Raw genomic sequence first — 22991 nt, 5'->3', positions numbered from 1 at the left:
ACGCGAAAGGGCGCCCTTCCCATCGGGGAAGAGCGCCCTTTCAACTACAGGCAGGAAAGCGCGGGCGCTTAAGCGGCCAGCGACTTCACCTTGTCGGTGACGAGCGTCACGCGCGCGGTCAGCGGCTGGGCGATGTCGCCAGCAACCTTCATCATCGCTTCGCTGTTCTTCGCGGCTTCCTTGGTGAATTCGTCGAAGCTGCTGGAGAACATCTGGCTCTGGAGCTGGAAGAATTCGGTCGGCGTCTTGACGGTCGCGAAGCTCTTGAGGGCGGCGGTCGCCTTCTCGAAATTCTTGCGGCTGTAGTCGACGGCTTCCTGGCTCATCGTTTCCATCGCCTTGGCAGCGATCTTGCCCGATTCGACCATGGCTTCGACATTGCCCTTGGCGATGTCGCTCATTTCTTCGATCGCCTTGGTCGACTTCTCGACGCTGGCCTTCGCCTTCTCATTCATGTCGGCATAGGCGGTTTCGAGCTTGGCCTTGGTGTCCTCGGCGAACTTCTTTCCGGTTTCCATCACGTCGTTCATGATCTTCGTTCCTTCTGTTGCCGGCAGCGGCAGGGTTGCGGTCGTCTTGGCCTTTTCGTCGAGGCTCTTTGGTGTCTCAGCGTCGGGGGCCGCCTCAGCGGCCGCTTCCGTATCGGGTTCGGGCATGGCATCGACGGCCGTCGTTGCAGCGACGATCGCCGCGGGACTGGCGTCTGTTGCCTTCACCGATTTGGCGGATGGATTGGCATCCATCGCAGGCACGGATTTGGCGGACGGATTGGCATCCATCGCAGGCACGGACTTCGCGGACGGATTGGCGTCCATTGCGGGGACCGATTTAGCCGATGGATTGGCGTCCATCGCCGGAACGCTCGATGCCGCCTTGCGCGGGGCAGGTTTCCGAACGGCCGGCGCTGGCTCGATCGCCGCCTCAGCCGCTTTCAATGCTTCGCTTGCCGATAATGTCGCCGAGTCGCTTTTACCGGGCTGGGCATTGCGTCCGGTCTTTGGGGTAACAGCCATGACCATCCTCCGTTTGTTGCACTGCACAATAAGCCCGCGAATAAGAAATTGCAAGATTTATTGTGCAGTGCAACAAAAGTGCCATCTGCGGCCTGTCGCATGTCGCGAACGGCTCGCCGCAGCATGGAGGAGGGTTTGCTTATTCGCCTTTCACATAGCGCCCTGGCGCATCCTCGATCGCCTTGAGCCGCCCCTTGCCGGGCTGGCGCGCGCCCTTGACCGCGACGGTGCGCGAATCGATCGTTTCGAGCCAGCCGCGCCAGTCCGGCCACCAGCTCCCCTTGGTTTCCTTGGCCTGCGCGACGAACGCGTCGAGCGTCGGCTGGGCCTCGTCGCAGACCCAATATTGATATTTATGGGCGGCGGGCGGATTGATGACGCCCGCGATATGCCCCGATCCCGCCAGCACGAAGCGGATCGGACCGGACAGATTTTCGGTCAGCTTCCAGACGCTTTCCAGCGGCGCGATATGATCTTCCTTGCCAGCCTGAACATAAGCGGGCGTCTGCACCGTCTTGAGGTCGATTGGCGTGCCATCGACACTGATTGCGCCGGGGGTCACCAGCAGATTGTCGCGATACAGCTGGGTCAGATAGTCGCGATGCCAGCGCGCGGGCAGGTTGGTGGTGTCGCCATTCCAGTAGAGCAGGTCGAACGGCGGATAATCCTGCCCCAACAGATAATTGTTGACGACATAGTTCCAGATCAGGTCGCGCCCGCGCAGCAGGTTGAAGGTCAGCGCCATGTAGCGCCCGTCAAGGAAGCCGCCGGTCGATAATTTATCCACCAGCTTCATCTGTTCATCGTCCACGAACAGGGTCAGGTCGCCTGCCTTGCTGAAATCGACCTGGGCGGTGAAGAAGGTCGCGCTCGCCACCTTGTCCGCCTCGCCCCGTGCCGTCAGCAGCGCCAGCGTCGCCGCCAGCGTGGTGCCCGCCACGCAATAGCCGATCGTATGGACGCTCTTGACCTTGAGCAGGCCTCGCACCGTATCGATCGCATCGACTTGGCCGCGCAGGATATAATCGTCCCAGGTCAGATCCTTCATCGAGGCATCGGCGGATTTCCACGATATCAGAAAGACGCTGATCCCCTGATCCACGGCCCATTTGACGAAGCTTTTTTGTGGGGACAGGTCGAGAATATAGAAACGGTTGATCCACGGCGGGAAAATGATCAGCGGGGTTTCCAGCACCGTGTCCGTCGATGGCGCATAATGGATCAATTGGTAGAGCGGGGTTTCATGGATGACCTTGCCCGGCGTCGCGGCGATATTGCGGCCCAGTTCGAACTGGGTGCCGTCGGTGTGGGTCAGTTGCCCCTTTTCCATGTCGGCCAGCATATGCTGCAAGCCCTTGACCAGATTCTCGCCGCCGCTTTCGATCGTCTTCTGGACCACCGCCGGATTGGTCAGCGGGAAGTTGGAGGGCGACAGCGCATCGAGCATGCCACCGGTGGCAAAGCGCAGCTTGGCCTTCTGCTTGGGGTCCACGCCATCCACCGCATCGGCCAATTGGGTCATATAGTCCGACACCAGCAGATAGCTTTGCCGGATGATGTCGTAGAAGGGATTTTGCGTCCAGGCCGGGTCGGCGAAGCGGCGATCCTTGCGCGCGGCGGGGCTGTCGGCCGGAACGGGGGCTGGTTCGTCCCGCCACATGCCGCCCGAATCGATGAAGCGCTGCCACATTGCCAGCCCTTCGTCGGCAAAGCTCGATTGAATGCGCGCCACGGTTTGCGGATCGAACGGCAGCGTCATGCCCGACGCGCCTGCCGCCTGTTCCAGCATCAATTGCTGGGCGCGACCGATCGCATGCGTCCATTGCTGCATCTGGTCCAGCGTCGGCAGATGCGGCTCCATGACATCAGCTTTTTCCATGGCCACTCTCCTCTTCCTGGCATCATTTCGTCGCGCCGCTTTTTCTGGCGTGGCGCAGGCTGGCCGGTTATAGCCAGATTGTGACGCGACAACGGCGTGCGCCGCACTATTCCCTACCGAGAGCTTTCAGGAAAGCCCCTATAATGTCCGAAGAATTCTACCGCATGAAGCGCCTGCCCCCTTATGTCATCGCCGAAGTCAATGCGATGCGGGCAGCGGCACGCGCGGCGGGCGAGGATATTATCGACCTTGGCATGGGCAATCCCGACCTGCCGCCGCCGCCGCATGTCATCGACAAGCTGATCGAGGTTGTGCGCAAGCCCGACGCCCATGGCTATTCCCAGTCCAAGGGCATTCCCGGCCTTCGCAAGGCGCAGGCCAATTATTATGGCCGCCGCTTCGGCGTCGATGTCGACCCGGAAACCGAAGTCGTCGTGACCATGGGGTCGAAGGAAGGGCTGGCGAGCCTCGCCACCGCGATCACCGCACCGGGCGATGTCGTGCTGGCCCCCAACCCCAGCTATCCGATCCATATGTTCGGCTTCATTCTGGCGGGGGCCACGATCCGGTCGGTGCCGACGACGCCGGACGAAAATTACTTCCGCTCGCTCGACCGGGCGATGGCCTTCACCGTGCCGCGCCCGTCGATCCTGGTCGTCAATTATCCGTCGAACCCGACCGCCGAGACGGTGGACCTGGCCTTTTACGAGCGGCTCGTTGCCTGGGCGAAGGAGAATAAGGTCTGGATCTTGTCCGACCTTGCCTATTCCGAACTTTATTATGACGGCAAACCGACGCCCTCGATCCTGCAGGTGCCGGGCGCGAAGGACATCGCAGTCGAGTTCACCTCGCTCAGCAAAACCTATTCCATGGCGGGCTGGCGGATCGGCTTTGCGGTCGGCAACAAACAGTTGATCGCGGCGATGAGCCGGGTGAAATCCTATCTCGATTATGGCGCGTTCACGCCGATCCAGGCGGCTGCCTGCGCCGCCCTTAACGGGCCGCAGGATATCGTCGCGAAGAACCGCGAGCTTTATCACAAGCGCCGCGACGTGCTGGTGGAAAGTTTCGGCCGCGCCGGATGGGACATCCCTGCCCCGCCCGCCTCCATGTTCGCCTGGGCACCGCTGCCGCCTGCGCTCAAAGAGATGGGGAGCCTCGAATTTTCCAAGCAATTGCTCACCCATGCCAAGGTCGCCGTCGCGCCGGGGGTAGGCTATGGCGAGGATGGCGAAGGCTATGTCCGCATCGCCCTGGTGGAGAATGAGCAGCGGTTGCGGCAGGCCGCGCGCAACGTGAAGAAATATCTCCAGTCGATGGGTATCAACACGCCCGCTAAGGGCGCAGCCTGATCATCAGGCGAACAGGAGCGTGATGAGCGGCTTTATTTCCCTGCCCCAGGTTTCGCAGGTCGCCCAGACGATCCAGCTGGCCGTGGCACCTGTGTTTCTGCTCGCCGGGATCGGCGCATTCCTCAACGTTTGCGCCGCGCGTCTGGCGCGCGTCATTGATCGGGCGCGGGTCGTCGAAAAGGCCGTGATGGTGTCGCGTGGCGAGGAACATGACCGGTTGGTCGGCGAAATTCGTGTACTCGACCGGCGGATGAGCGTGGTCAACGGCGCGATTTTCCTGTGCGTGGCGTCGGGTTGCGCCATCTGCCTGGTCGTGATCCTGCTGTTCGCCTCCGAACTGGTCGATGCCCATCTCGGCACGGCGATTGCCATCCTGTTCATTCTGGCGATGCTGTTGCAGGCAGCGGCATTCGGCACCTTCATTCAGGAAATCCGGCTGGCCGCTCGCACCATCCATATCCGCAACGAAGTCCTCTATCACAAGGCCGAGGCGGAGGAAGAAAACGCGGCATGACCCGCTTCACCGTCAATGACCGGCCCGTGCAATATCGCATGGACCCGGAAACGCCGCTGCTTTGGGCATTGCGCGATGCGTCGAACCTGACCGGCACCAAATATGGCTGCGGCACCGGCGACTGCGGCGCCTGCACCGTGGATATCGACGGCGAAGCGGTCCGGTCCTGCCAGGTCACGATCGGCAAGACCGAAGGGCGGTTCGTCACGACGATCGAGGCACTGTCGCCCGATCGCGGTCATCCACTGCAACAGGCGTTCGCCGCCGACAATGTCTCACAATGCGGCTATTGCATTCCCGGCATGATCATGGCGGCGTCGGTCCTGCTCCGCCGGAGCAATGACCCCAGCGATGAGGATATCGACGCCGCGATCACCAATATCTGCCGATGCGGCATCTATCCCCGGTTGCGTGGCGCGATCAAAAGGGCGGGACGGATCATGCGCGGGGAAGAACGGGTTGCCGCCGCGCCGCCGCCCGGCATCACCCCGGAAAATGCTTCGAAGACGGTGCCAGCGCTCGGAAAACCCTGACTGCTTAGTCGGACGGCGCGATCATCGGTCCCAAGGCCTGAGCGAGCGTCGTGCCCGAATAGGGTTTCTTGACCAGCACGATATGCGCGAACCGTTCGGGCAATTCCAGTCCGTCGCCATAGCCGGTGGCAAAGAGGAAGGGGATGCCCTTCTGTGTCAGCAGGTCCGCCACCGGCAGGCTGGTTTCGTGGCCGAGATTGAAGTCCAACACCGCCAGGTCGATCGACTGGACCATGATCGCTTCCTGGGCGCGACCGACGCTGGCGACCGTCGACACTTCGGCCCCCAGATCGCGCAGCGCATCCTCGCCATCCATGGCGATGATCATATTATCCTCCACCAGCAAGACGTTGCGGCCGCGCAACAGGCAGGGCGTCGCGGCTGGCACCGGCTTGGCCCGATCCCGCGACACGGCTTCGGGCAGGACCGAGACGATATGCCGCGAGGGAATGCAGAAATGCGCTTCGATCCCGGCCAGCCGGTAGTTGATTTCGGCATGTCCCTCCAGATCATAGGGGATCGAGCGTTCGATGACGGTCGAGCCGAAACCCCGGCGCGTCGGCGCGACCACGGCGGGGCCACCGCTTTCGGTCCAGTCCAGCAGCAGGCTGCCATCCTCGTCCACGCGCCAGTCGATCGTCACGACGCCGCTGTCCGACAGCGCCCCATATTTGGCGGCATTGGTCAGCATTTCATGGATGACCAGCGCCATGACGGTGAAACAGCCGGGCGTCAGCAGCACATTGGGACCGGACAATTGCACCCGGTCGCGGCGCTCGCCCAGATAGGCACCCGCTTCCACCTCTATCAGGTCGTATAGGCGCGCAGGACTCCAGCGATCGGCGGTGATTTGGTCATGTGCCCGCGCCAGCGCATGGACGCGGCTTTCGAGCGTACCGATAAATTCCTCGACCGTCGCCGCACTATCGCGCGTCTGCGACAACAGGCCACGGATCAGCGAAAGGATGTTGCGGACGCGGTGATTGAGTTCGGCGATCAGCAATTCCTGCTTCTCGTTCGCGCGCTGCCGTTCCTGATCGGCCGAATCGGACAGGCGCAGAACGACTTCGAGCAGGGCCGTGCGCAGCGCTTCTGCCACACGCAATTCGGCGGGGGCAAAGGGTAGCGCTACGCCCTTGACCAGTTGCGACCAGCTTTCGAAGCTCTTGCGCGGGGTCAGGCGTGGGCCGTTGGGGCCATATTCGATATGCTTGTCCTGCTGCCCGGCCCAGCGCACCGAGCGCAATTGTTCGGCCCGGAACAGCACGACATAATCGCGCGGACGACGCGACAGCGGGATCGCCAGCAGTCCGGCTGCGCGGTCGGCATAATCGGCCGCACCCGGCAGCACCGCAGAAAGAGTGTCGGTCGTATAGATTTGGCTGGTCGCCACGCGATTGAGCATCGTGACGATGGCCGAGAAGGCCGCAGGATCGGGCGTCAGGCCGGAAAAGGTCATCTGCCCGTCGATATAGATGCCCACGCCATCGGCCGGAATCGTGTCGAAAATGATGTCGCCAAGCCAGCGGGCATTGGACAGCAGGTCATGATCCTGCGCGACGGCCGCCATCAACCGGTCGGCCACCTGCCGCGCCCTGCCCTCATAGGTGGCGGTTTCGGCGCGCTCGCGGCTTTCGAGCATCATCGAGAAGATCTGGCCGAACAGTTCGGCCGCGCTGCGCTGCGCGAAAGTCGGCAGGCGGGGCGCATAATGGTGGCAGGCAAACAGCCCCCATAATTTGCCTTCGACGATGATCGAGATGGAGAGCGATGCCCCCACCCCCATATTGCCGAGATATTCGATATGGATCGGCGACACGGCGCGGGTGAGGCACAGCGACATGTCGAGCGCCGCTCCGGTGGGATCGAGCGCAGGCACCACCGGAACCGGCACGGCCTTCACATCGGCGATCACGCGGAAGATATTGCGCAGATAGAGGGCGCGGGCCTGCACCGGGATGTCCGATGCGGGATAATGGAGGCCATAGAAACTGTCGACACCAGAGCGCAGCGCTTCGGCGACCACCTCGCCATCGCCGCCCTCCGCAAAGCGATAGACCATGACCCGGTCGAAGCCGGTCAGTGCCCGCACTTGCCGCGCGCCGTCACGCAGGAACGGGGCCATGCCCTCCACCTGCGCCAGCCGGGAGACCATCGAGCGGACGATGCTGCTCGCTTCCATCTCATCATGTGAGGCGGGCTCGCCCTCGATCACGACCAACTGCCCGGAAAAATGCACGGCGATGTCGAACGCCGGGCCGCCGTCCATCAGCGCCAGAGAGAAGATGCGCTCGACCGAATCGGGACCGCGCAGCAGGGTGATGCGGTTGCGCAGCATATGGATCGCATCGGCGGAAAAGACCGCGCTGATCGGCCGCCCCAGCAAGGCTTCGGGTTCGTGGCCGATGAAGGCGGCACTATTGGCTGATACGCGCGACACCAGCCAGTCGGCAGTCAGCGCTATCAGAAAACCGAACGGCTGGATGGTACCAAGCACATGGATCGGCTCGCGATCGCAATTGGTAAGATCGACGGCGAAGTCGGTCGCAGCGTCGGCATCAGCCATGGGCAGCCGCTCGTTCTGCCGTGCCCGCTTGCGAGAAGAGGGCGAAGGCCGCCTGGGCACCCTGCACGGCATCGTCCAGCCAGCCTTCGCCGCCTTCCGCACCGGCGCTATCGAGCGCGTGCTGGAAGGCAAGCCATTCGCCCTTGCCATGGACCGCTGAGAGATAGGCGGTGGGCAGATCAGGTGCGACCTTGCGCGCCAGCATCGCACCGCCAAGCCGCGAGCCTTCGAGCGCGTAGAGCAGCCCCCAGCGATAGCCCTCGCCGGCACGATCCTCCAGTGGCAGGGGTGCGGGCATGACCTGTCCCAGTGCCGCGATGTCGGATGCCAACAGCGGCAGGCGGGGCACCGACGGCCGTGCAACCGGCTCCAGCGCACCCAGAGCGCGGGCATGGGCCGTCAGAAAGCGGCGATAGCTGTCGGGTGAATCCATCGCATGATCAGCAAACAACGCATCGACCTGTCGATGATTGTCTGTCGTTGCGTCGCGCAAGGCCAGGCGGATTGCGCCAACATGGGGGGATTTTTTCACGGCGCAGTCCTATAGCGAGTTCGTGACCGCTGCACTGATCTGGATCAGCTTTTATGCTTGCACAGCACATATCGAACATCGGGCAAGCGATATTTATCAAGATCACAAGATGAACCATAGTCCATGTTCATCATCGTCCAATGCTTTCAAATGGCTGACGAATGGGTTCAGACTTGCGACACGCCGAATGGCATAGTCGTAGAACATCAGGGCGCATTGTGTGCCCACATGAAGAAAGTCCGAACCATGTTCAGGAAGATGATGCTGGCGGGGTTGATGAGCGCGACATTGCTGAGCGGCATCACGCCTGCCTATGCACAAAGTGAGCCGCGCGACCGTGGCAATCGCAGCGAGCGGATGCAACGGCCTGATCGTGGCGCGGGCGAACAGCGGGGCAATCGCATGGTTCGACCGCAAGGCGACCAGTCCTATCGCTGGCAGCAGCGCGGGAACGTAAGCCCGCAAGGGCAGCCACAGATACAGCGTCCGGCCCAGGCACCAAGGCCCGCCGCCGGGATGGCACCCTATCGCCCCGACATGCGGGATCAGCGCCGTGCCGACCCGCGCGTGCGCGCCACGCCTGATCGCAACCTGCCAAGCCAGGTCGTGACCACGCCTGGCCAACGCGACGGATGGCAGGACCGGCGCGAAGAGCGGCGGGACGATCGCCGGGATGTCCGCGCAGACCGCCGGGATGGACGGCAGGACTGGCGTAATGATCGACGCGACGATCGCCGTGATGATCGACAGGATCGGCGCGACGACCGCAGGGACGATCGGCGCGACGACCAGCGGTGGAACAATAACCGTGGCTGGGTAGCGGGCGTCGGCAACAATAATTGGAACAATGGCCGCCGCTATGACGATCGCGCGCGCTGGAGCAACCAGCGGCGCTGGGATAATGGCTGGCGGCAGGATCGGCGCTATGACTGGAACAGCTATCGCAGTCGCAATGGCAACCAGTTCCGCATGGGCCGCTATTATGCCCCGCGCGGATGGGACTATGGCTATCGCCGCTTTTCGGTCGGGATCACCCTGTCCAGTCTGCTCTATGCCAATAATTATTGGCTGAACGATCCCTATGCCTATCGCCTGCCGCCTGCCTACGGCACGCTGCGCTGGGTCCGCTATTATGACGACGCCATGCTGGTGGATGTGCGCGACGGCTATGTCGTCGATGTGATCCACGGGTTCTTCTGGTGACGTGACGAAACTTCCTGAACTGGCCTTCAGGAATCCCTGACCCCGGAGCGGCAACGCTTCGGGGTCTTTTCATGCGCCTGCGGTCTGTGGCAGGAAGCGCCAATGACGGACATAATGGACGATGGCGGCATTGCCTCCCCTGCGCGCGCGCAGATCGGTGCGGACGTGCGCGCTCGGCTGGAACGAAACCCGATGGTCAGCCGCATCGACAGCGACCGGATCGACATCTTTGGACGCCACGGCTTTCTGAGCAGCGCGGAATGTTCGGGTCTGCGGGCGATCATCGACGCGGGCGCACAGCCATCGACATTGTTTTCGGGCAGCGCGAATGCGGACTATCGCACCAGCCATAGCTGCAACCTCGACCCCTTTGACGACTTGGTCCGAACGGTCAGCGATCGGATCTGCGCCTTGACCGGCCTTCCCGCCGACCATGGCGAAACCTTGCAAGGCCAGCGTTATGCGGCAGGGCAGGAATATAAGGTTCATTGCGACTATTTTCCGGTCACCGCGGATTATTGGCAGCGGATGCGCAAGAGCGGCGGACAACGTAGCTGGACCGCCATGATCTATCTGTCAGCCGTGGAAGCGGGCGGTGAAACCCACTTCCCGCATTGCGAATTCATGGTGCCGCCGGTTGAGGGCATGTTGCTGGCCTGGGATAATATGGACCGCACAGGCGCGCCCAACGCCATGAGCCTGCACGCCGCGCGTCCCGTGGAAGCTGGCACCAAATATGTCGTGACCAAATGGTTTCGCGAGCATCGCTGGGGCCACTGAAGCCCGATACAATTTGCGACATAAATGACTGAAAACTGACAGACGCATTCGCGCATCGTTCAGCCGCGGAGCGGCATATCTCTGTGTGTTGGCAGCGGAGCCGGACCTTTTCCTTTCGGTTGAGCCGCCAGACAATATGGAGACGAGATATGCGTAAACTGATCATCCTGGGCCTATTGGCCGCAACGGTTGCGCCGAGCGTTGCATCGGCGCAGTCCGCCCGCGAAGTCCGCCAAAGCCAGCGCGAGTTGCGCGAAGAACAGCGCGATCTGCGCCAGGCGCAGCGCTATGGCGACCGCCGCGACGTGCGCGATGAACGACGCGACGTGCGCGAGGCGCGCCGCGAAGTACGCGAAGACTGGCGCGATTATCGCCGCAGCCATCGCAGCGTCTATCGCGCCGGCAACTGGCGGGCGCCCTTCCGCTACAATCAGTGGAATGCAGGCGCGCAGCTTCGCCCGGCCTATTACAACTCGCGCTATTATATCAGCGACCCCTATCGCTATCGCCTGCCCCGTCCGGGCATGAACCAGCGCTGGGTCCGGCATTATAACGACGTGATGCTGGTGAATGTGCGCAATGGTCGCGTGATCCAGGTGCATCGCGGCTTCTTCTGGTAAGAGTCCGCTGACAGGAGAACGGCCCCAACGCACGAGCGTTGGGGCCGTTTCTCTGGTCTCATCCCTTGGCCGCGCTGCCCGTTGCCGGGCAGGCGCGGCCGATGGCACGCGGGGCGCGCCATCAGTCCGAAAGGGGGGTGGACTGACCCGCAAACGGCCCGTCCGGGCAAATGTTCCAGCGCGAGGCGCTGCCTTTATGCCGCCAGCGCTTCCGCAATCAGAGCGCGGCTGTTGGCGATGCCGTAAAGCGCGATAAAGCTGCCCATGCGCGGCCCCTGATCCGCGCCGAGCAGCGTCTGGTAGAGCGCTTTGAACCAGTCGCGCAGTTCAGCGAAACCGAACGCCTCGTCCTTGCCGATGGCATAGACGATATTCTGGATATCCTCGGCCGATGCGCCTTCCGGCAGCGCGGCAAGTTCCGCATCCAGCCTGCGCAGAGCCGCCGCCTCATGCTCGTCGGGCGCGCGACGTTGCAGCGTGGGGGCCACGAAATCGCGATGATAGGCCAGAGCATGGCCGATCAGCGCGTCCAATTCCGGGTAGGTTTCCGCATTGGCATCAGCGACGTAATTTTTGAGATAGGCCCAGACCTGATCGCGGCTGGCATCCCCCATCACGCCGACAAGGTTCAGCAACAGGCCGAACGTTACCGGCAGCGTGCCGTCCGGCAGCTTGCCATCATGCACATGATGGACCGGGTTGCCGAGCTGCTGCTCGATCGCCTGGTTAGCATAATTGCCGCGAAACTGCCAATATTCATCGACCGCGCGCGGGATGACGCCCATGTGCAGTTGCTTCGCCTTCTTCGGCTCGCGATAAGCATAGAAAGCCAGGCTTTCCTGCGGGCCATAGGTCAGCCATTGTTCGAGGCTGAGGCCATTGCCCTTCGACTTGGAGATTTTCTCGCCCTTTTCGTCGAGGAACATCTCGTAATTGAAGCCTTCGGGCGGCCGTGCGCCCAGCGCGCGACAGATTTTGGACGATTGCGTCACCGAATCGATCAGATCCTTGCCCGCCATCTCATAATCGACGCCCAGCGCGACCCAGCGCATCGCCCAGTCGACCTTCCATTGCAGCTTGGCTGCCCCGGACAGGATCGATTGCTCGATCATCTCGCCCTCATCCTCGAAACGGATGAGGCCAGCGTCGGCGTCGATCACCTCGACCGGCACTTGCAGGACGATGCCGCTTTTGGGGCTGATCGGCAGTACCGGCGAATAGGTCGCCTGCCGTTCCTTGCGCAGGGTCGGCAGCATGATATCCATGATGGCCTGATAATGGCGCAGGACATTTTTGAGCGCATCGTCGAACGCCCCCGCCTGATACCGGTCGGTGGCGGACACGAATTCATAATCGAATCCGAAACGGTCCAGAAACTCCCGCAGCATCGCATTATTGTGATGCGCGAAACTTTCGAACTTTTCGAACGGATCGGGCACCTGCGTCAGCGGCTTGCCCAGATGCTGCGTCAACATCGCCTGGTTGGGCACATTGTCGGGCACCTTGCGCAGCCCGTCCATATCGTCGCTGAACGCGATCAGCCGGGTCGGCACATCCGATAGCGCATGCCAGGCATTGCGAACCATGGTAGTGCGCAGCACTTCGTTGAACGTGCCGATATGTGGCAGGCCCGATGGACCATAGCCGGTTTCGAACAGGATATGTCCCTTAGCCGGAACGCCGCCGTCCGGCCCATGGGGCGGATAGCGTTTGAGCAGCTTGCGCGCTTCTTCATAGGGCCAGGCCTTGGCCGCCTGCGCGGCGGTACGGAGCGTGTCGGATACAGTCATGCCCGGCCTCTACCGCCCCGCTCCGCGAAAGGGAACGGCTTTTGCTGACAATCCCCGTTAGGAATTGGCCGTCTTTGCCTTTCATTAACCTTGAATGTTGATAATGGCTGCGGTGATTGGAGGCGATATGCAGATCAAGCGCAGCCGTGAGCGCATCTCCGTCGAGATCCCCATCGTCGTCACGACGGTGCTCGACAGCTTGCGCGGCGTGATCGTCGACTTGAGCGAAGGCGGTGCCCAGGTCGTTGGCTGCACGCTCCCCCCGAAATCCCAGTGCCAGCTCGACTTGGATGGCTATAGCGTGTTCGGCACCGTTCGCTGGTCCGAAGAGGACCGGATGGGCATTCGCTTTCCTTACGAATTGACCGAGGGGCCGCTGTTCGAAAAGCTCGAAGCGGTAAAGGCAGCCCGCCGTGCGCCACTCCCCTTTCAACCACGCCCGCAATCCATGGGCATGGGCGGTGGCGGTTTTGGCCGCCGTACAGGCTGAAAGCCGACCAAAACAGGTTTTCCTTTTGTTCCTGTTCGCCTAAGCCGGGCAGGTGATCGACCCCGCCGACCTTCCCGCCCTTCACGCCAGCCATGGTGGCATCTGGTTGCGCGATGGCGGCCGCACGCAAGGGCTTGCCAAGGGACGGGCGATCGCCCGCGCGGCCGAAACCCCCGTGCTGCTGCTCAATGCACCTTTGACCGGCCAGCGGCTCGGCTATCCCGAATTGAACGGCCTCGACCTGCTGGAATTATGGGCTTTTCTTCACCCCGCCCGCTTTCTGGTGCCCACACCCAAGGGGCTGGCGGCGGCGCTCAATTTGGCGGTTCCGGCCAGCGAAGGCGACATTCCCGGCCTGCTGCAACAAGCGGCACAAGTGATGCTCGATCGGCTGGGATCGACCGACTGGACCGAGCGCGAAGGCGGCTGGACCGCAGCGCAATCGCTGCACCGGTTGCGCTGGACCTGGGCACTACTGGTCGCGCCGCGCATCGCCAAGCCCAAGGAAGCCGAACGCTGGCTCTTTTCCAAATTGCCCGAATGGGAGGAGGCGCAGCCCCGTCCCGCGCCGCGCACGATCGCGCTGGATGAAGGGCAGGTGCTGGCCCGGCTCGACGCACTGACCGGTGCGGGAGCCGAGCCGCGTCCTGGCCAGCGCGCCTATGCCGCCGCCGCCAGTGCCGCCTTCCTGCCGCGTCGCCATCGCGACCAGCCCAATATGCTGCTCGCCGAGGCAGGCACCGGCATCGGTAAGACGCTGGGCTATCTCGCCCCCGCCTCGCTCTGGGCGGGACAGGCGCAGGGGACGGTGTGGGTGTCGACCTATACCAAGGCGCTGCAGCGCCAGCTCGATCGCGAATCGCTGCGCCTCTTTCCCGACCCAGCCGTCGCCGCCAAGCGCGTGGTGGTGCGCAAGGGACGGGAAAATTATCTCTGCCTGCTCAATCTGGAAGACGCGCTGCAAGGCGGTTTCACCGGGCGCGCGGCCATATTGGCGCAACTGGTCGCGCGCTGGGCGGCGTTCAGCAAGGATGGCGACATGGTCGGCGGCGACCTGCCCGGCTGGTTGCCTACCTTGTTCCGGCGCAATGGATCGACCGCGCTGACCGACCGGCGGGGCGAGTGCATCTATGCCGGCTGCCCCCATTATCGCAAATGCTTCATCGAGCGGTCGTCGCGGGCGAGCGCGGATGCGGACATCGTCATCGCCAACCATGCGCTCGTCATGATCAACGCCGCACGCGGGCGGGAAACCGGCCAGCGACCACAGCGGATCATCTTCGACGAAGGCCATCATCTGTTCGATGCCGCCGATTCGACCTTTTCGGTCGCGCTGTCGGGGCAGGAAGCGATCGAGCTGCGCCGCTGGATCATGGGGCCGGAAGGTGGATCACGCGGGCGGCGGCGCGGGCTGGCGGCGCGCCTGTCCGACCTTGCCAGCTATGATGAGGAGGGCGGACAGGCGATCCGCGCGGCGATTGACGCAGCGCAGACGCTACCCGCCGACGAATGGCTGAAACGCGTTGTCGCAGGCGAACCGTTCGGGGCGCTGGAAGCCTTGCTGACCGCGGTGCGCGCCACCGTCTATACCCGCGCCGCCGATACGGGCGAGGCGGATGCAGGCTATGGCATGGAAACCGAGCTGGCCGAACCGGACGGCGCACTGGTCGAGGCGGCACAGGAAGCGGCGCTGGCGCTCGACGCGCTCATCAAGCCATTGGTGCGGCTGGGACGGCGGCTGGAAGCGGTGATCGAAGACGCGCCCGACTGGCTGGACAGCGCGGCGCGGGCGCGGATCGAGGGCGCAGTGGCATCGCTCGGCTGGCGGCGCGACCTGATCGCGGCCTGGCTTGCACTGTTGACGCGCATCGGCGGCCCGGCGGACCCCGACTATGTCGACTGGCTGGCGGTCGACCGGATCGAGGGGCGCGAGTTCGACATCGGTATCCACCGCCACTGGCTCGACCCCAGCCGCCCGCTCGCCGAAGCCGTGCTGAAACCGGCGCAGGGGGTGATCGTCACCAGCGCGACGCTGAAGGGCGGCGGCGAATGGAGCAATGCGGAGGGGCGCAGCGGCGCGGTCCACCTGCCCCATGGTGCCGAGCGGTTCGAGGCGGCCAGCCCCTTCGACTATCCGGAGCGCGCTGAAGTCTTGATCGTCACCGACATCAAACGGGGCGACATCGCCGCCTTGTCCGGTGCTTATGGCCGGTTGATCGAGGCGGCGGGCGGCGGTACGCTGGGGCTGTTCACCGCGATCCGGCGGCTGCGCGGCGTCCATGCGCGCATTGCCGACCGGCTGGCGCGCGCGGGCCTTCCGCTTTACGCGCAGCATGTCGACCCGATCGACACCGGCACGCTGGTCGATATCTTCCGCGACGATCCGCGCGCCTCGCTGCTCGGCACCGATGCCTTGCGCGACGGTGTGGACGTACCGGGCCATTCGCTGCGGCTGGTGGTGATGGAGGGGGTGCCCTGGTCCAAGCCTACAGTGCTGCACGCGGCGCGGCGACTGGCGGGCGGCGGCAATGCCTATGACGACCGGCTGATCCGCGCGCGGCTGGCGCAGGCGTTCGGGCGACTGATCCGCCGGGCCGAGGACAGGGGCAGTTTCGTGATCCTGTCGGCCGCCATGCCCAGCCGACTATTGAGCGCCTTCCCGCCGGGAACGCCGATCCGTCGCCTGACGCTGGACGAAGCGATCCTGGCGGTCAACGCCAGCGCGCGCGCGCAAACGCTTGGCGAAGCCGCCGCTTTGGGGCATCAGGGGGCCGAATCCGGCATGCCCCCCCAGGAGACAGAATGAAACGGCTGACCCTGTTGCGCCACGCCAAGTCGGACTGGGACGATCCGGTGGCTCGCGATTTCGACCGGCCGTTGAACCGCCGGGGCGAAAAGGCTGCCATATTGATGGGCCAGTTCGCCGCGCGCCGCGCAATGCAGTTCGACATGCTGGTCGCCTCGCCTGCCGTGCGGGTCGTGGAGACGCTGGACGTCTTCTTCACAGGCTATGGCCAGATACTCGACGCGCATTGGGACCGGCGCATCTACCTCGCCTCCTCCCCCATCCTGTTCGATGTCGTCCGCGACCTCCCCGACAAGGCCGACAGCGTGTTGATGGCCGGGCATAATCCGGGGCTGGAGGAGTTGATCCTCGATCTGGTTCCTGATGATGGCAACAATGACTTGCGCGAGAATGTGGAGGCGAAGTTCCCGACCGCCAGCATAGCAGTGCTTGACCTCGCCATCGACCGCTGGTCGCAGGCAAAAGAAGGTGTCGCAACACTAGCCAGCTTCACCCGACCGCGCGACCTCGACCCCGCATTGGGGCCAAGTTCGCGGTGACGCCGATCACGTGGCGCCGGGCGGAGGCACGCGACGCCCCTGCCCTCTCCATATTAGGCGGGGCGACCTTCCTCACCAGCTTTGCCCATGATCATCCGGGTGCGGCGCTGACCGCCCATATCCGCACCGCGCATGGCGAGGCCTATTATGCATCAGCGCTCGCCGATCCGGCGCAGACGGTGCTGATCGGTGAAACCCCGCTCGGCGCGGCGGTGGGCTATGCGATGATCACCCCACCGGACCTGCCGATAGCCACCGACCCGGCGCGTGACGTGGAATTGAAGCGCGTCTACCTGCTGCATGGCTGGCAGGGTGGTGGGCATGGCGATAGGATCATGGCGCTGGTGGTCGAAGAAGCGCAGCGGCGCGGGGCGCGCCGATTGCTACTCGCCGTCTATCCGCAGAACGAACGCGCACGTCGCTTCTATGCGCGACACGGCTTTGGCGAGATCGGCGAATTGACCTTCATGGTCGGGGACGTGCCGTTCCGCGACCTCATCTATGCGCGAACGCTATAAAGCGATCGCGCGCGCCAGCGTCGCACGGATGGTTTCGAGACGCGTCAGCAGGTCATCTTCGGCCTGCGGCGGCGAAACCGGAAGAGCAGCCCCATTGCCATCCTCCAGCGCCTTTTGCGCCCCCTTGACGGTAAAACCCTCCACATTCAGCAGATGGTGAATGCGGCGGGCGAGATCGACGTCGGCGGGGCGGTAATAGCGCCGATTGCCGGAGCGTTGCAGCGGTCGCAACTGCGGAAACCGTGTTTCCCAATAGCGCAAGATATGCTGGGCCAGGCCCAGTTCACCGGCCAATTCGCCGATGGTCAGAAATGCCCCCTCCACCTTTTTCATGACAGCGATGTTGCACCCACAGCCGGGCGCGCGTCAACCATGGTAAATGTCGGAGAAAGAAGAAAAAGCCAGTGGGCTGAGACGGGGATCAGGCGACCCGGTCGCGCATCGTCTGGCTGGCACGGAACGTCAACACCCGACGCGGCTGGATCGGCACCTCGACCCCGGTCTTGGGATTGCGGCCCATGCGCTGCGTCTTGTCGCGCAGGACGAAGGTGCCGAAGCTGGAGATCTTCACATTCTCGCCGCGCTCCAGCGCGACCGACATATGATCGAGGATCGATTCGACCAGCGCAGCGGCTTCCGCCCGCGACAAGCCGACATGGCGGTTGAGGCTTTCCGCCAGATCCGCGCGCGTCAATGTACCCGTGCCGCTCATAACCCGTCGCTCCCCGATGACAGAGCGCCAAATTGACCGATTTATACCAAATGTGCAAGCTTTGCCTGCCGTTACGTCACAGGCGAATGACGCAGGCGCCCCAGGTGAAGCCGCCGCCCATCGCTTCCAGGACGATAAGTTCGCCCGGCTTGATCCGCCCGTCGCGCACCGCGAGGTCGAGCGCCAGCGGAACCGATGCGGCAGAGGTATTGGCGTGACGATCGACAGTCACCACCACCCGGTCGGGTGACAGCTTCAATTTGCGCGCCGTCGCGTCGAGGATACGGGCATTAGCCTGGTGCGGGACCAGCCAGTCGATGTCGGCATTGGTCAGGCCCGCCATCGCCATGACTTCGTTGAGGACCGAGGCGAGGTTGACGACCGCATGGCGAAACACCTCCTGCCCGCGCATCCGCAATTTGCCCACGGTCTGCGTCGTGGACGGGCCGCCATCGACATAGAGAAGCTGATTGTGGCGGCCATCGGCATGGAGTTTCGACGCCAGAATACCGCGCGCGCCATCCGCGCTTTCCTCTGCCCCCAACACCACAGCGCCCGCGCCATCGCCGAACAGGACGCAAGTTGCGCGATCCTCCCAGTCGAGGATGCGGCTGAAGGTTTCCGCGCCGATCACCAGCGCGCGGTGTGCGGCACCCGATCGGATCATGCTGTCGGCCACGGTCATGGCGTAGAGAAAGCCTGAACAGACGGCGGCAACGTCGAACGCAACGCAATCGTCGATGCCAAGCGCGGCCTGGACGGTGGTCGCGGTGGCAGGAAAAGTCTGGTCCGGCGTTGCCGTCGCCAGGATGATGAGGTCGATATCCTGCGGCGCGACTCCCGCCGCGTCGAGCGCAGCGCGGGCAGCATCGGTCGCCAACGTAGAGGTCGTTTCACCCTCCCCCGCGATATGGCGGTTACGGATGCCGGTGCGCTCAACGATCCATTCGTCGCTGGTATCGACGGTTTCCGCCAGTTCGGCATTGCTGACCGCGCGAACGGGCAGGGCCGAGCCCGTGCCCAGCAATATCGATCGACGGATCACTTGACGGGCAGCTCCAGCTTGGCGGCTTTAGTAGCCGACAGGTCCGCAATGCCCGCCATATCGGCGGCGATGCGGCGGGTGATGTCCTCTTCCAGCAGCCGCGCGGCAACATGGACCGCATTGGCCACGCCCTTGGCATCGGCGCTGCCATGGCTTTTCACGACGACGCCGTTGAGGCCCAGGAAAACCGCGCCATTATGGTTGTTGGGGTCGAGATGATGTTTGAGCAGGTGCATGGCAGGCTTGGAGATCAGGAAGCCGATCTTCGAGCGGATCGAGCTGGTGAACGCCTTGCGCAGCACGTCGGTAACGAAGCGGGCGGTGCCCTCCGCCGTCTTGAGCGCGACATTGCCTGAAAAACCGTCGCACACGATCACGTCGGTATCACCGCGGCTGATCTTGTCGCCCTCGGTAAAACCATCGAACTGAAGCGGCAGGGTGTCGGCGGCGCGCAATATGGCGGCGGCGTCGCGAATCTCGTCCGTGCCCTTGAGATCCTCGGTGCCGATGTTGAGCAGGCGCACGCGCGGCCGTTCAAGGTCGAAGGCGATACGCGAATAGGCCGCGCCCATCACCGCGAACTGGACGAGGTTGCGCGCGTCGCATTCGGTATTGGCGCCCAGGTCGAGCATGATGACGTCATTGTCGCCCAGCGTCGGCAGCATCGCGGCCAGCGCAGGGCGATCGACGCCCGGCATGGTCCGCAGCGCCACTTTCGCCATCGCCATCAGCGCGCCGGTATTGCCCGCCGATACCGCCGCCCCGGCCTGACCCGATTTCACGGCCGCAATGGCCATGCTCATCGAGCTGTCCTTCTTGCGGATCGCGACGCCGGGCTTGTCCGCGCCATCGACCACCGAAGCGGCATGAACGACGTCCGATGCGGCCCGCAAATTAGGGTGGCTGTCGAGCGCGGCCTTGATCCGCGCTTCGTCACCGAACAGGGTGAAAAGGAGTCCATCGTGCCGGTGACGCGCGAGTGCAACACCCGCGATCATCACACGCACGCCTTCATCCCCGCCCATCGCGTCAATTGCGATTCGCGGTTGCCTGGACACGCTGATCACCCCTTTGCGGAGATCGAGACTGGCTTACGCCCCGACGGCGACGATTTCGCGACCGTTATAATGGCCACAGGCACCGCACAGATTGTGCGGGCGCTTGAGTTCGCCACAGTTGGAGCATTCCTGGAATGCTTCGACGCGCAGCGAATCGTGGCTACGGCGCATACCGCGCTTGGAGGGGGACGTTTTCCTTTTGGGGACAGCCATGTCGGCACCTTGTTCCGTAAATTATCTGGTTGTGCGACTGGCCGGTTTCCGATGGAGACGCAGACGCCACAAGGCGCCGCAGACCCATGCGGCCCGGGTGATCGCGAAGCCCTGCGCCTATAGCGGTTTTTGTTCGGGGCGCAAGTCCTTCCTTGCCGATCGCGCCCCACGCCCTAGACTGAAGCCCTACCGCAACGGGGGAATTTTCATGGCTTTGCCGATCACGCTGACCTTTGCCGCAGCCTGCGCGCTGCTCAACCTATGGCTGGCGATTCGCTGCGTCCGGCTCCGCGCCAAGGACAAGGTGCTGCATGGCGACGGCGGCAGCGGGCTACTGGCGCGGCGGATGCGCGCCCAGGCCAACTTCATCGAATATACGCCGATCGTGCTGATCCTGTTCGCCCTCGTCGAGCTAGCGGTGGGTGGCTCCTTATGGCTGTCCATCGCGGCGCTGGTCTATGTGCTGGCGCGCGTAGCGCACGGCTTTGGCATGGATGCGGACAAGCCCACCGTCTGGCGGGCCGTTGGCGCATTGGTCACTTGGCTGGTGATGGTCGGCCTCGCGATCACGGCGCTGACGATCGCCTACACCGCCACGCGCGAAATGCCTGTGCCGCCCGCACTGGCGGCACAGGTATAGGCTCTATCCGGCCAGCACCGAATCGGCGACAAAGGGGTTGGTGCGGCGCTCATGGGCGAAATTGCTCATCGCGCCGTGGCCGGGGACGAAGGCCGTGTCACCCCCCAATGGCCACAGCTTGCCGGTAATCGCATCAATCAGATCCTGATGATTGCCACGCGGGAAATCGGTGCGGCCGATTGATCCCTGGAACAGTACGTCACCGACGATGGCGAGCTTGCTCGGCGCATGGTGGAACACGACATGGCCCGGCGTATGACCGGGGCAATGGATGACGTCGAAGGTCAGGTTGCCGACCGTCACCTGGTTCCCATCCTGCAGCCAGCGATCGGGCTCGAAACTCTCGCCCGGCACGCCCCAGCGTTTGCCGTCTTCGGCCAAGCGCTCGATCCAAAAGCGGTCCTCCTCATGCGGTCCTTCGATCGGCACGCCGAAGTCGCGGGCCAAAACCCCCGCCTGGCCGCAATGGTCGATATGGCCATGAGTGACGAGCAATTTCTCGATCGTGACCCCCTGCTCCGCCGCCGCGCGTTTCAGCACCGGCAGGTCGCCGCCCGGATCGACGAAGGCACCGCGCATGGTTTGGGTACACCAAAAGAGGGTACAATTCTGCTGGAGCGGGGTGACCGGGATCAGCATGGCTTTGAGCGGAGGTGTCGTCATGCCCCCGATGTGGCGAAGCGACGCGGCGGGCGCAAGGCTAGACCGCTTCGTCCAGCGCGGCAAAGGGCTCCGCCAGGCTGATGCTGTCGAGTACCTTGGCGGTTTCATCGCGAACGCGCAGCATCACGCGGTGCAGGCGGCATTCCGATTCGGGCAGGCAGTTGGTGCAGCTTTCATGCGCGAAACGACTGGCGCAGGGGGTCAACGCCAGCGACCCGCGCGTCATCCGCACAATGTCGCCATAGCTGATATCAACGGGTGCCAACGCCAGCCAATAGCCCCCGTCCCGCCCGCGCTGGGTCGCGACCAGCCCTTCGCGCGACAATTCGGAGAGGATGACGGTCAGGAATTTCGCCGGGATATTCTGTCGTGTGGAAATCTCGCCGAGCGGCACCGGACCCTGGCGGTAGCGATCGGCAAGATGTTGCAGCGCGCGGATGGCGTAACGGGTCTTCTGGGACAACATAGCGTCGTTATTCGCCCCCTCGGCCGATTTTACAACCCGCTCAACGCGCGGGCGTCAGCGCCGCCCGCGCCTGACCCGGAAAGTCGCTGAACAGGCCGTCGACCCCGGTGGCGGCGATGGCGCGGACATAGCCCGTAAAATCGCCCAACCCCTGCGGATCATCGAGCCGCTGATATTGGGGCGGCAGGAAGCTGTTTTCCATCCGCATGGTCCAGACATGGACCTGCAAGCCCGCATCATGCGCGCGACCGACGAGCGCCGTCGCCCCTTCGGGTGCAATCACCAGCGCCGTCGACGGCCCGATCCCATCGGCATAGGCCGCGATATCGGTCAGCCCCTGAACGGTGAGCATATCCGCATAGCTGGTGCCGGGCAGGTCGGCAGGGCCGCCTTCTGCATCCACCAACTGAATGAGACGCAGGCGCGAGGTGGCGCGGATCGCTTTCAGATTACCGACCTCGAACGACTGGATGAAAACCGGGTCGACCTCGGTCTGATAGCCATAGCGGCTCAGCAGATCGAGCAGCGGCCCTTGATGCGACAGGCCCAGCCCGGCGAAATAGCTCGGATGCTTGGTTTCGGGATACAGGCCGATGCGGCGGCTGCTCTCGGCCTCCTTCGCGCGCACCAGTTGCACTATCTCTTCGAAAGTGGGGATCGGATAGAGGCCGTCGAACCGCTTGTTGGCAGTGCGCAGGTCCGGCAACCGCTCACGGGCGCGCAGGGTGCGCAGTTCGGCAAGGGTGAAATCTTCGGTGAACCAGCCCGACATTTCGATACCGTCGATCGTCTTGCTCGTCTTGCGATCGGCGAATTCGGGATGGTCGGCGACATCGGTGGTGCCGCCAATCTCATTTTCATGCCGGGCGACCAGAACGCCGTCCTTGGTCAGCACCAGATCCGGCTCGATATAGTCCGCGCCCTGGTCGATGGCGCGCTCATAGCTGGCGAGCGTATGTTCGGGCCGCTCCCCGCTGGCACCGCGATGGGCGATGATCAGCGGATCGGCCCGCGCGGCAGAAAGGGGGATGAGGCTCATCAACAGCAACAAGCCGATCC

Annotated in this window: 24 protein-coding genes; 11 read left to right on the top strand and 13 right to left on the bottom strand. The window is 63.6% G+C overall.

The features are described 5' to 3' along the window. Positions 1-68: 68 nt before the first annotated feature. Positions 69-1013: a phasin family protein gene (locus tag ACZ2HM_RS16315; RefSeq protein WP_037478157.1), complete on the bottom strand. Its 945-nt coding sequence runs from the start codon at positions 1011-1013 to the stop codon at positions 69-71. 139 nt (positions 1014-1152) lie between these two features. Then, a complete protein-coding gene (locus ACZ2HM_RS16310) occupies positions 1153-2892 on the bottom strand; it encodes a PHA/PHB synthase family protein (RefSeq protein WP_470425722.1) in 1740 nt (579 codons plus the stop codon). 143 nt (positions 2893-3035) lie between these two features. Here ACZ2HM_RS16310 and ACZ2HM_RS16305 point away from each other — a divergent pair, with 143 nt between their 5' ends. Genes ACZ2HM_RS16305 through ACZ2HM_RS16295 form a run of 3 tightly spaced genes read left to right on the top strand, consistent with a single transcriptional unit; the run spans position 3036 to position 5291 of the window. After that, entirely contained in the window at positions 3036-4244 is a 1209-nt protein-coding gene (locus ACZ2HM_RS16305; RefSeq protein ID WP_037474771.1) for an LL-diaminopimelate aminotransferase, read from the top strand. Positions 4245-4266: 22 nt separating this feature from the next. Beyond that, positions 4267-4758, top strand: coding sequence for a DUF2721 domain-containing protein (locus ACZ2HM_RS16300; RefSeq protein WP_037474768.1), 492 nt, complete (start codon positions 4267-4269; stop codon positions 4756-4758). Beyond that, positions 4755-5291: a (2Fe-2S)-binding protein gene (locus ACZ2HM_RS16295; RefSeq protein ID WP_037474766.1), complete on the top strand. Its 537-nt coding sequence runs from the start codon at positions 4755-4757 to the stop codon at positions 5289-5291. The genes ACZ2HM_RS16300 and ACZ2HM_RS16295 overlap by 4 nt, the downstream gene beginning before the upstream one ends. A gap of 4 nt (positions 5292-5295) precedes the next feature. Here ACZ2HM_RS16295 and ACZ2HM_RS16290 read toward each other — a convergent pair whose 3' ends face one another. Continuing rightward, positions 5296-7857 (bottom strand): HWE histidine kinase domain-containing protein, encoded by a 2562-nt coding sequence (locus ACZ2HM_RS16290; RefSeq protein ID WP_037474764.1) that lies wholly within the window; start codon positions 7855-7857, stop codon positions 5296-5298. Beyond that, positions 7850-8389 (bottom strand): biliverdin-producing heme oxygenase, encoded by a 540-nt coding sequence (locus ACZ2HM_RS16285; protein ID WP_052027609.1) that lies wholly within the window; start codon positions 8387-8389, stop codon positions 7850-7852. The genes ACZ2HM_RS16290 and ACZ2HM_RS16285 overlap by 8 nt, the downstream gene beginning before the upstream one ends. A 246-nt stretch (positions 8390-8635) precedes the next feature. Here ACZ2HM_RS16285 and ACZ2HM_RS16280 point away from each other — a divergent pair, with 246 nt between their 5' ends. The 3 genes from ACZ2HM_RS16280 to ACZ2HM_RS16270 all read left to right on the top strand — a co-directional run bounded on the left by ACZ2HM_RS16280 (position 8636) and on the right by ACZ2HM_RS16270 (position 10992). Beyond that, positions 8636-9592: an RcnB family protein gene (locus ACZ2HM_RS16280; protein WP_052027608.1), complete on the top strand. Its 957-nt coding sequence runs from the start codon at positions 8636-8638 to the stop codon at positions 9590-9592. Positions 9593-9694: 102 nt separating this feature from the next. After that, on the top strand, positions 9695-10372 hold the full coding sequence (locus ACZ2HM_RS16275; protein ID WP_037474761.1) for a prolyl hydroxylase family protein: 678 nt from the start codon (positions 9695-9697) through the stop codon (positions 10370-10372). Positions 10373-10521: 149 nt separating this feature from the next. Next, positions 10522-10992: an RcnB family protein gene (locus ACZ2HM_RS16270; protein ID WP_037474758.1), complete on the top strand. Its 471-nt coding sequence runs from the start codon at positions 10522-10524 to the stop codon at positions 10990-10992. A gap of 194 nt (positions 10993-11186) precedes the next feature. On the opposite strand, the gene ACZ2HM_RS16265 is transcribed toward ACZ2HM_RS16270, so the two are convergent. After that, positions 11187-12782 (bottom strand): lysine--tRNA ligase, encoded by a 1596-nt coding sequence (locus ACZ2HM_RS16265; RefSeq protein ID WP_069065915.1) that lies wholly within the window; start codon positions 12780-12782, stop codon positions 11187-11189. A gap of 127 nt (positions 12783-12909) precedes the next feature. Between ACZ2HM_RS16265 and ACZ2HM_RS16260 the strand changes: the two genes are divergently transcribed. Genes ACZ2HM_RS16260 through ACZ2HM_RS16245 form a run of 4 tightly spaced genes read left to right on the top strand, consistent with a single transcriptional unit; the run spans position 12910 to position 17135 of the window. Next, complete coding sequence (locus tag ACZ2HM_RS16260; protein WP_037472688.1) at positions 12910-13272, top strand: PilZ domain-containing protein; 363 nt, start codon at positions 12910-12912, stop codon at positions 13270-13272. A 52-nt stretch (positions 13273-13324) separates the two neighbouring features. Then, the gene (locus tag ACZ2HM_RS16255) at positions 13325-16078 is read left to right on the top strand and encodes an ATP-dependent DNA helicase (protein ID WP_470425721.1); all 2754 of its coding nucleotides are present in this window, start codon (positions 13325-13327) and stop codon (positions 16076-16078) included. Next, positions 16075-16617: a SixA phosphatase family protein gene (locus ACZ2HM_RS16250; protein ID WP_037472246.1), complete on the top strand. Its 543-nt coding sequence runs from the start codon at positions 16075-16077 to the stop codon at positions 16615-16617. Before ACZ2HM_RS16255 ends, ACZ2HM_RS16250 begins: the two co-directional genes overlap by 4 nt. Next, positions 16614-17135, top strand: coding sequence for a GNAT family N-acetyltransferase (locus tag ACZ2HM_RS16245; protein WP_470425720.1), 522 nt, complete (start codon positions 16614-16616; stop codon positions 17133-17135). The genes ACZ2HM_RS16250 and ACZ2HM_RS16245 overlap by 4 nt, the downstream gene beginning before the upstream one ends. Here ACZ2HM_RS16245 and ACZ2HM_RS16240 read toward each other — a convergent pair. The 5 genes from ACZ2HM_RS16240 to rpmF form a co-directional block, all read right to left on the bottom strand. Further along, entirely contained in the window at positions 17130-17468 is a 339-nt protein-coding gene (locus ACZ2HM_RS16240; protein ID WP_470425719.1) for a MerR family transcriptional regulator, read from the bottom strand. The two genes, ACZ2HM_RS16245 and ACZ2HM_RS16240, sit on opposite strands and share 6 nt — an antisense overlap. An 88-nt stretch (positions 17469-17556) precedes the next feature. After that, positions 17557-17847 carry an integration host factor subunit alpha gene (gene ihfA, locus ACZ2HM_RS16235; protein WP_037472241.1) on the bottom strand — a complete coding sequence of 97 codons (291 nt, stop codon included), beginning with the start codon at positions 17845-17847 and terminating at the stop codon, positions 17557-17559. A gap of 76 nt (positions 17848-17923) precedes the next feature. Then, on the bottom strand, positions 17924-18892 hold the full coding sequence (locus tag ACZ2HM_RS16230) for a beta-ketoacyl-ACP synthase III (RefSeq protein WP_470425718.1): 969 nt from the start codon (positions 18890-18892) through the stop codon (positions 17924-17926). Continuing rightward, the gene (plsX, locus tag ACZ2HM_RS16225; RefSeq protein WP_069065910.1) at positions 18889-19917 is read right to left on the bottom strand and encodes a phosphate acyltransferase PlsX; all 1029 of its coding nucleotides are present in this window, start codon (positions 19915-19917) and stop codon (positions 18889-18891) included. The genes ACZ2HM_RS16230 and plsX overlap by 4 nt, the downstream gene beginning before the upstream one ends. Positions 19918-19983: 66 nt before the next feature. Beyond that, a complete protein-coding gene (gene rpmF / locus ACZ2HM_RS16220; protein WP_006957677.1) occupies positions 19984-20163 on the bottom strand; it encodes a 50S ribosomal protein L32 in 180 nt (59 codons plus the stop codon). Positions 20164-20371: 208 nt separating this feature from the next. On the opposite strand from rpmF, the gene ACZ2HM_RS16215 reads away from it, so the two are divergent. Then, entirely contained in the window at positions 20372-20803 is a 432-nt protein-coding gene (locus ACZ2HM_RS16215; RefSeq protein ID WP_470425717.1) for an MAPEG family protein, read from the top strand. A 3-nt stretch (positions 20804-20806) separates the two neighbouring features. On the opposite strand, the gene ACZ2HM_RS16210 is transcribed toward ACZ2HM_RS16215, so the two are convergent. The 3 genes from ACZ2HM_RS16210 to ACZ2HM_RS16200 are packed head-to-tail and all read right to left on the bottom strand — an operon-like array spanning position 20807 to position 22971. Further along, complete coding sequence (locus ACZ2HM_RS16210; RefSeq protein ID WP_470425716.1) at positions 20807-21466, bottom strand: MBL fold metallo-hydrolase; 660 nt, start codon at positions 21464-21466, stop codon at positions 20807-20809. 37 nt (positions 21467-21503) lie between these two features. Then, positions 21504-21932 carry an RrF2 family transcriptional regulator gene (locus ACZ2HM_RS16205; RefSeq protein ID WP_037473224.1) on the bottom strand — a complete coding sequence of 143 codons (429 nt, stop codon included), beginning with the start codon at positions 21930-21932 and terminating at the stop codon, positions 21504-21506. Positions 21933-21972: 40 nt separating this feature from the next. Next, positions 21973-22971 carry a glycerophosphodiester phosphodiesterase gene (locus tag ACZ2HM_RS16200; protein WP_470426873.1) on the bottom strand — a complete coding sequence of 333 codons (999 nt, stop codon included), beginning with the start codon at positions 22969-22971 and terminating at the stop codon, positions 21973-21975. Positions 22972-22991: the final 20 nt, after the last annotated feature.

The organism is Sphingobium sp. KKT206 (genome assembly GCF_055640555.1).
This window is presented reverse-complemented; position numbering and strand designations above follow the sequence as displayed.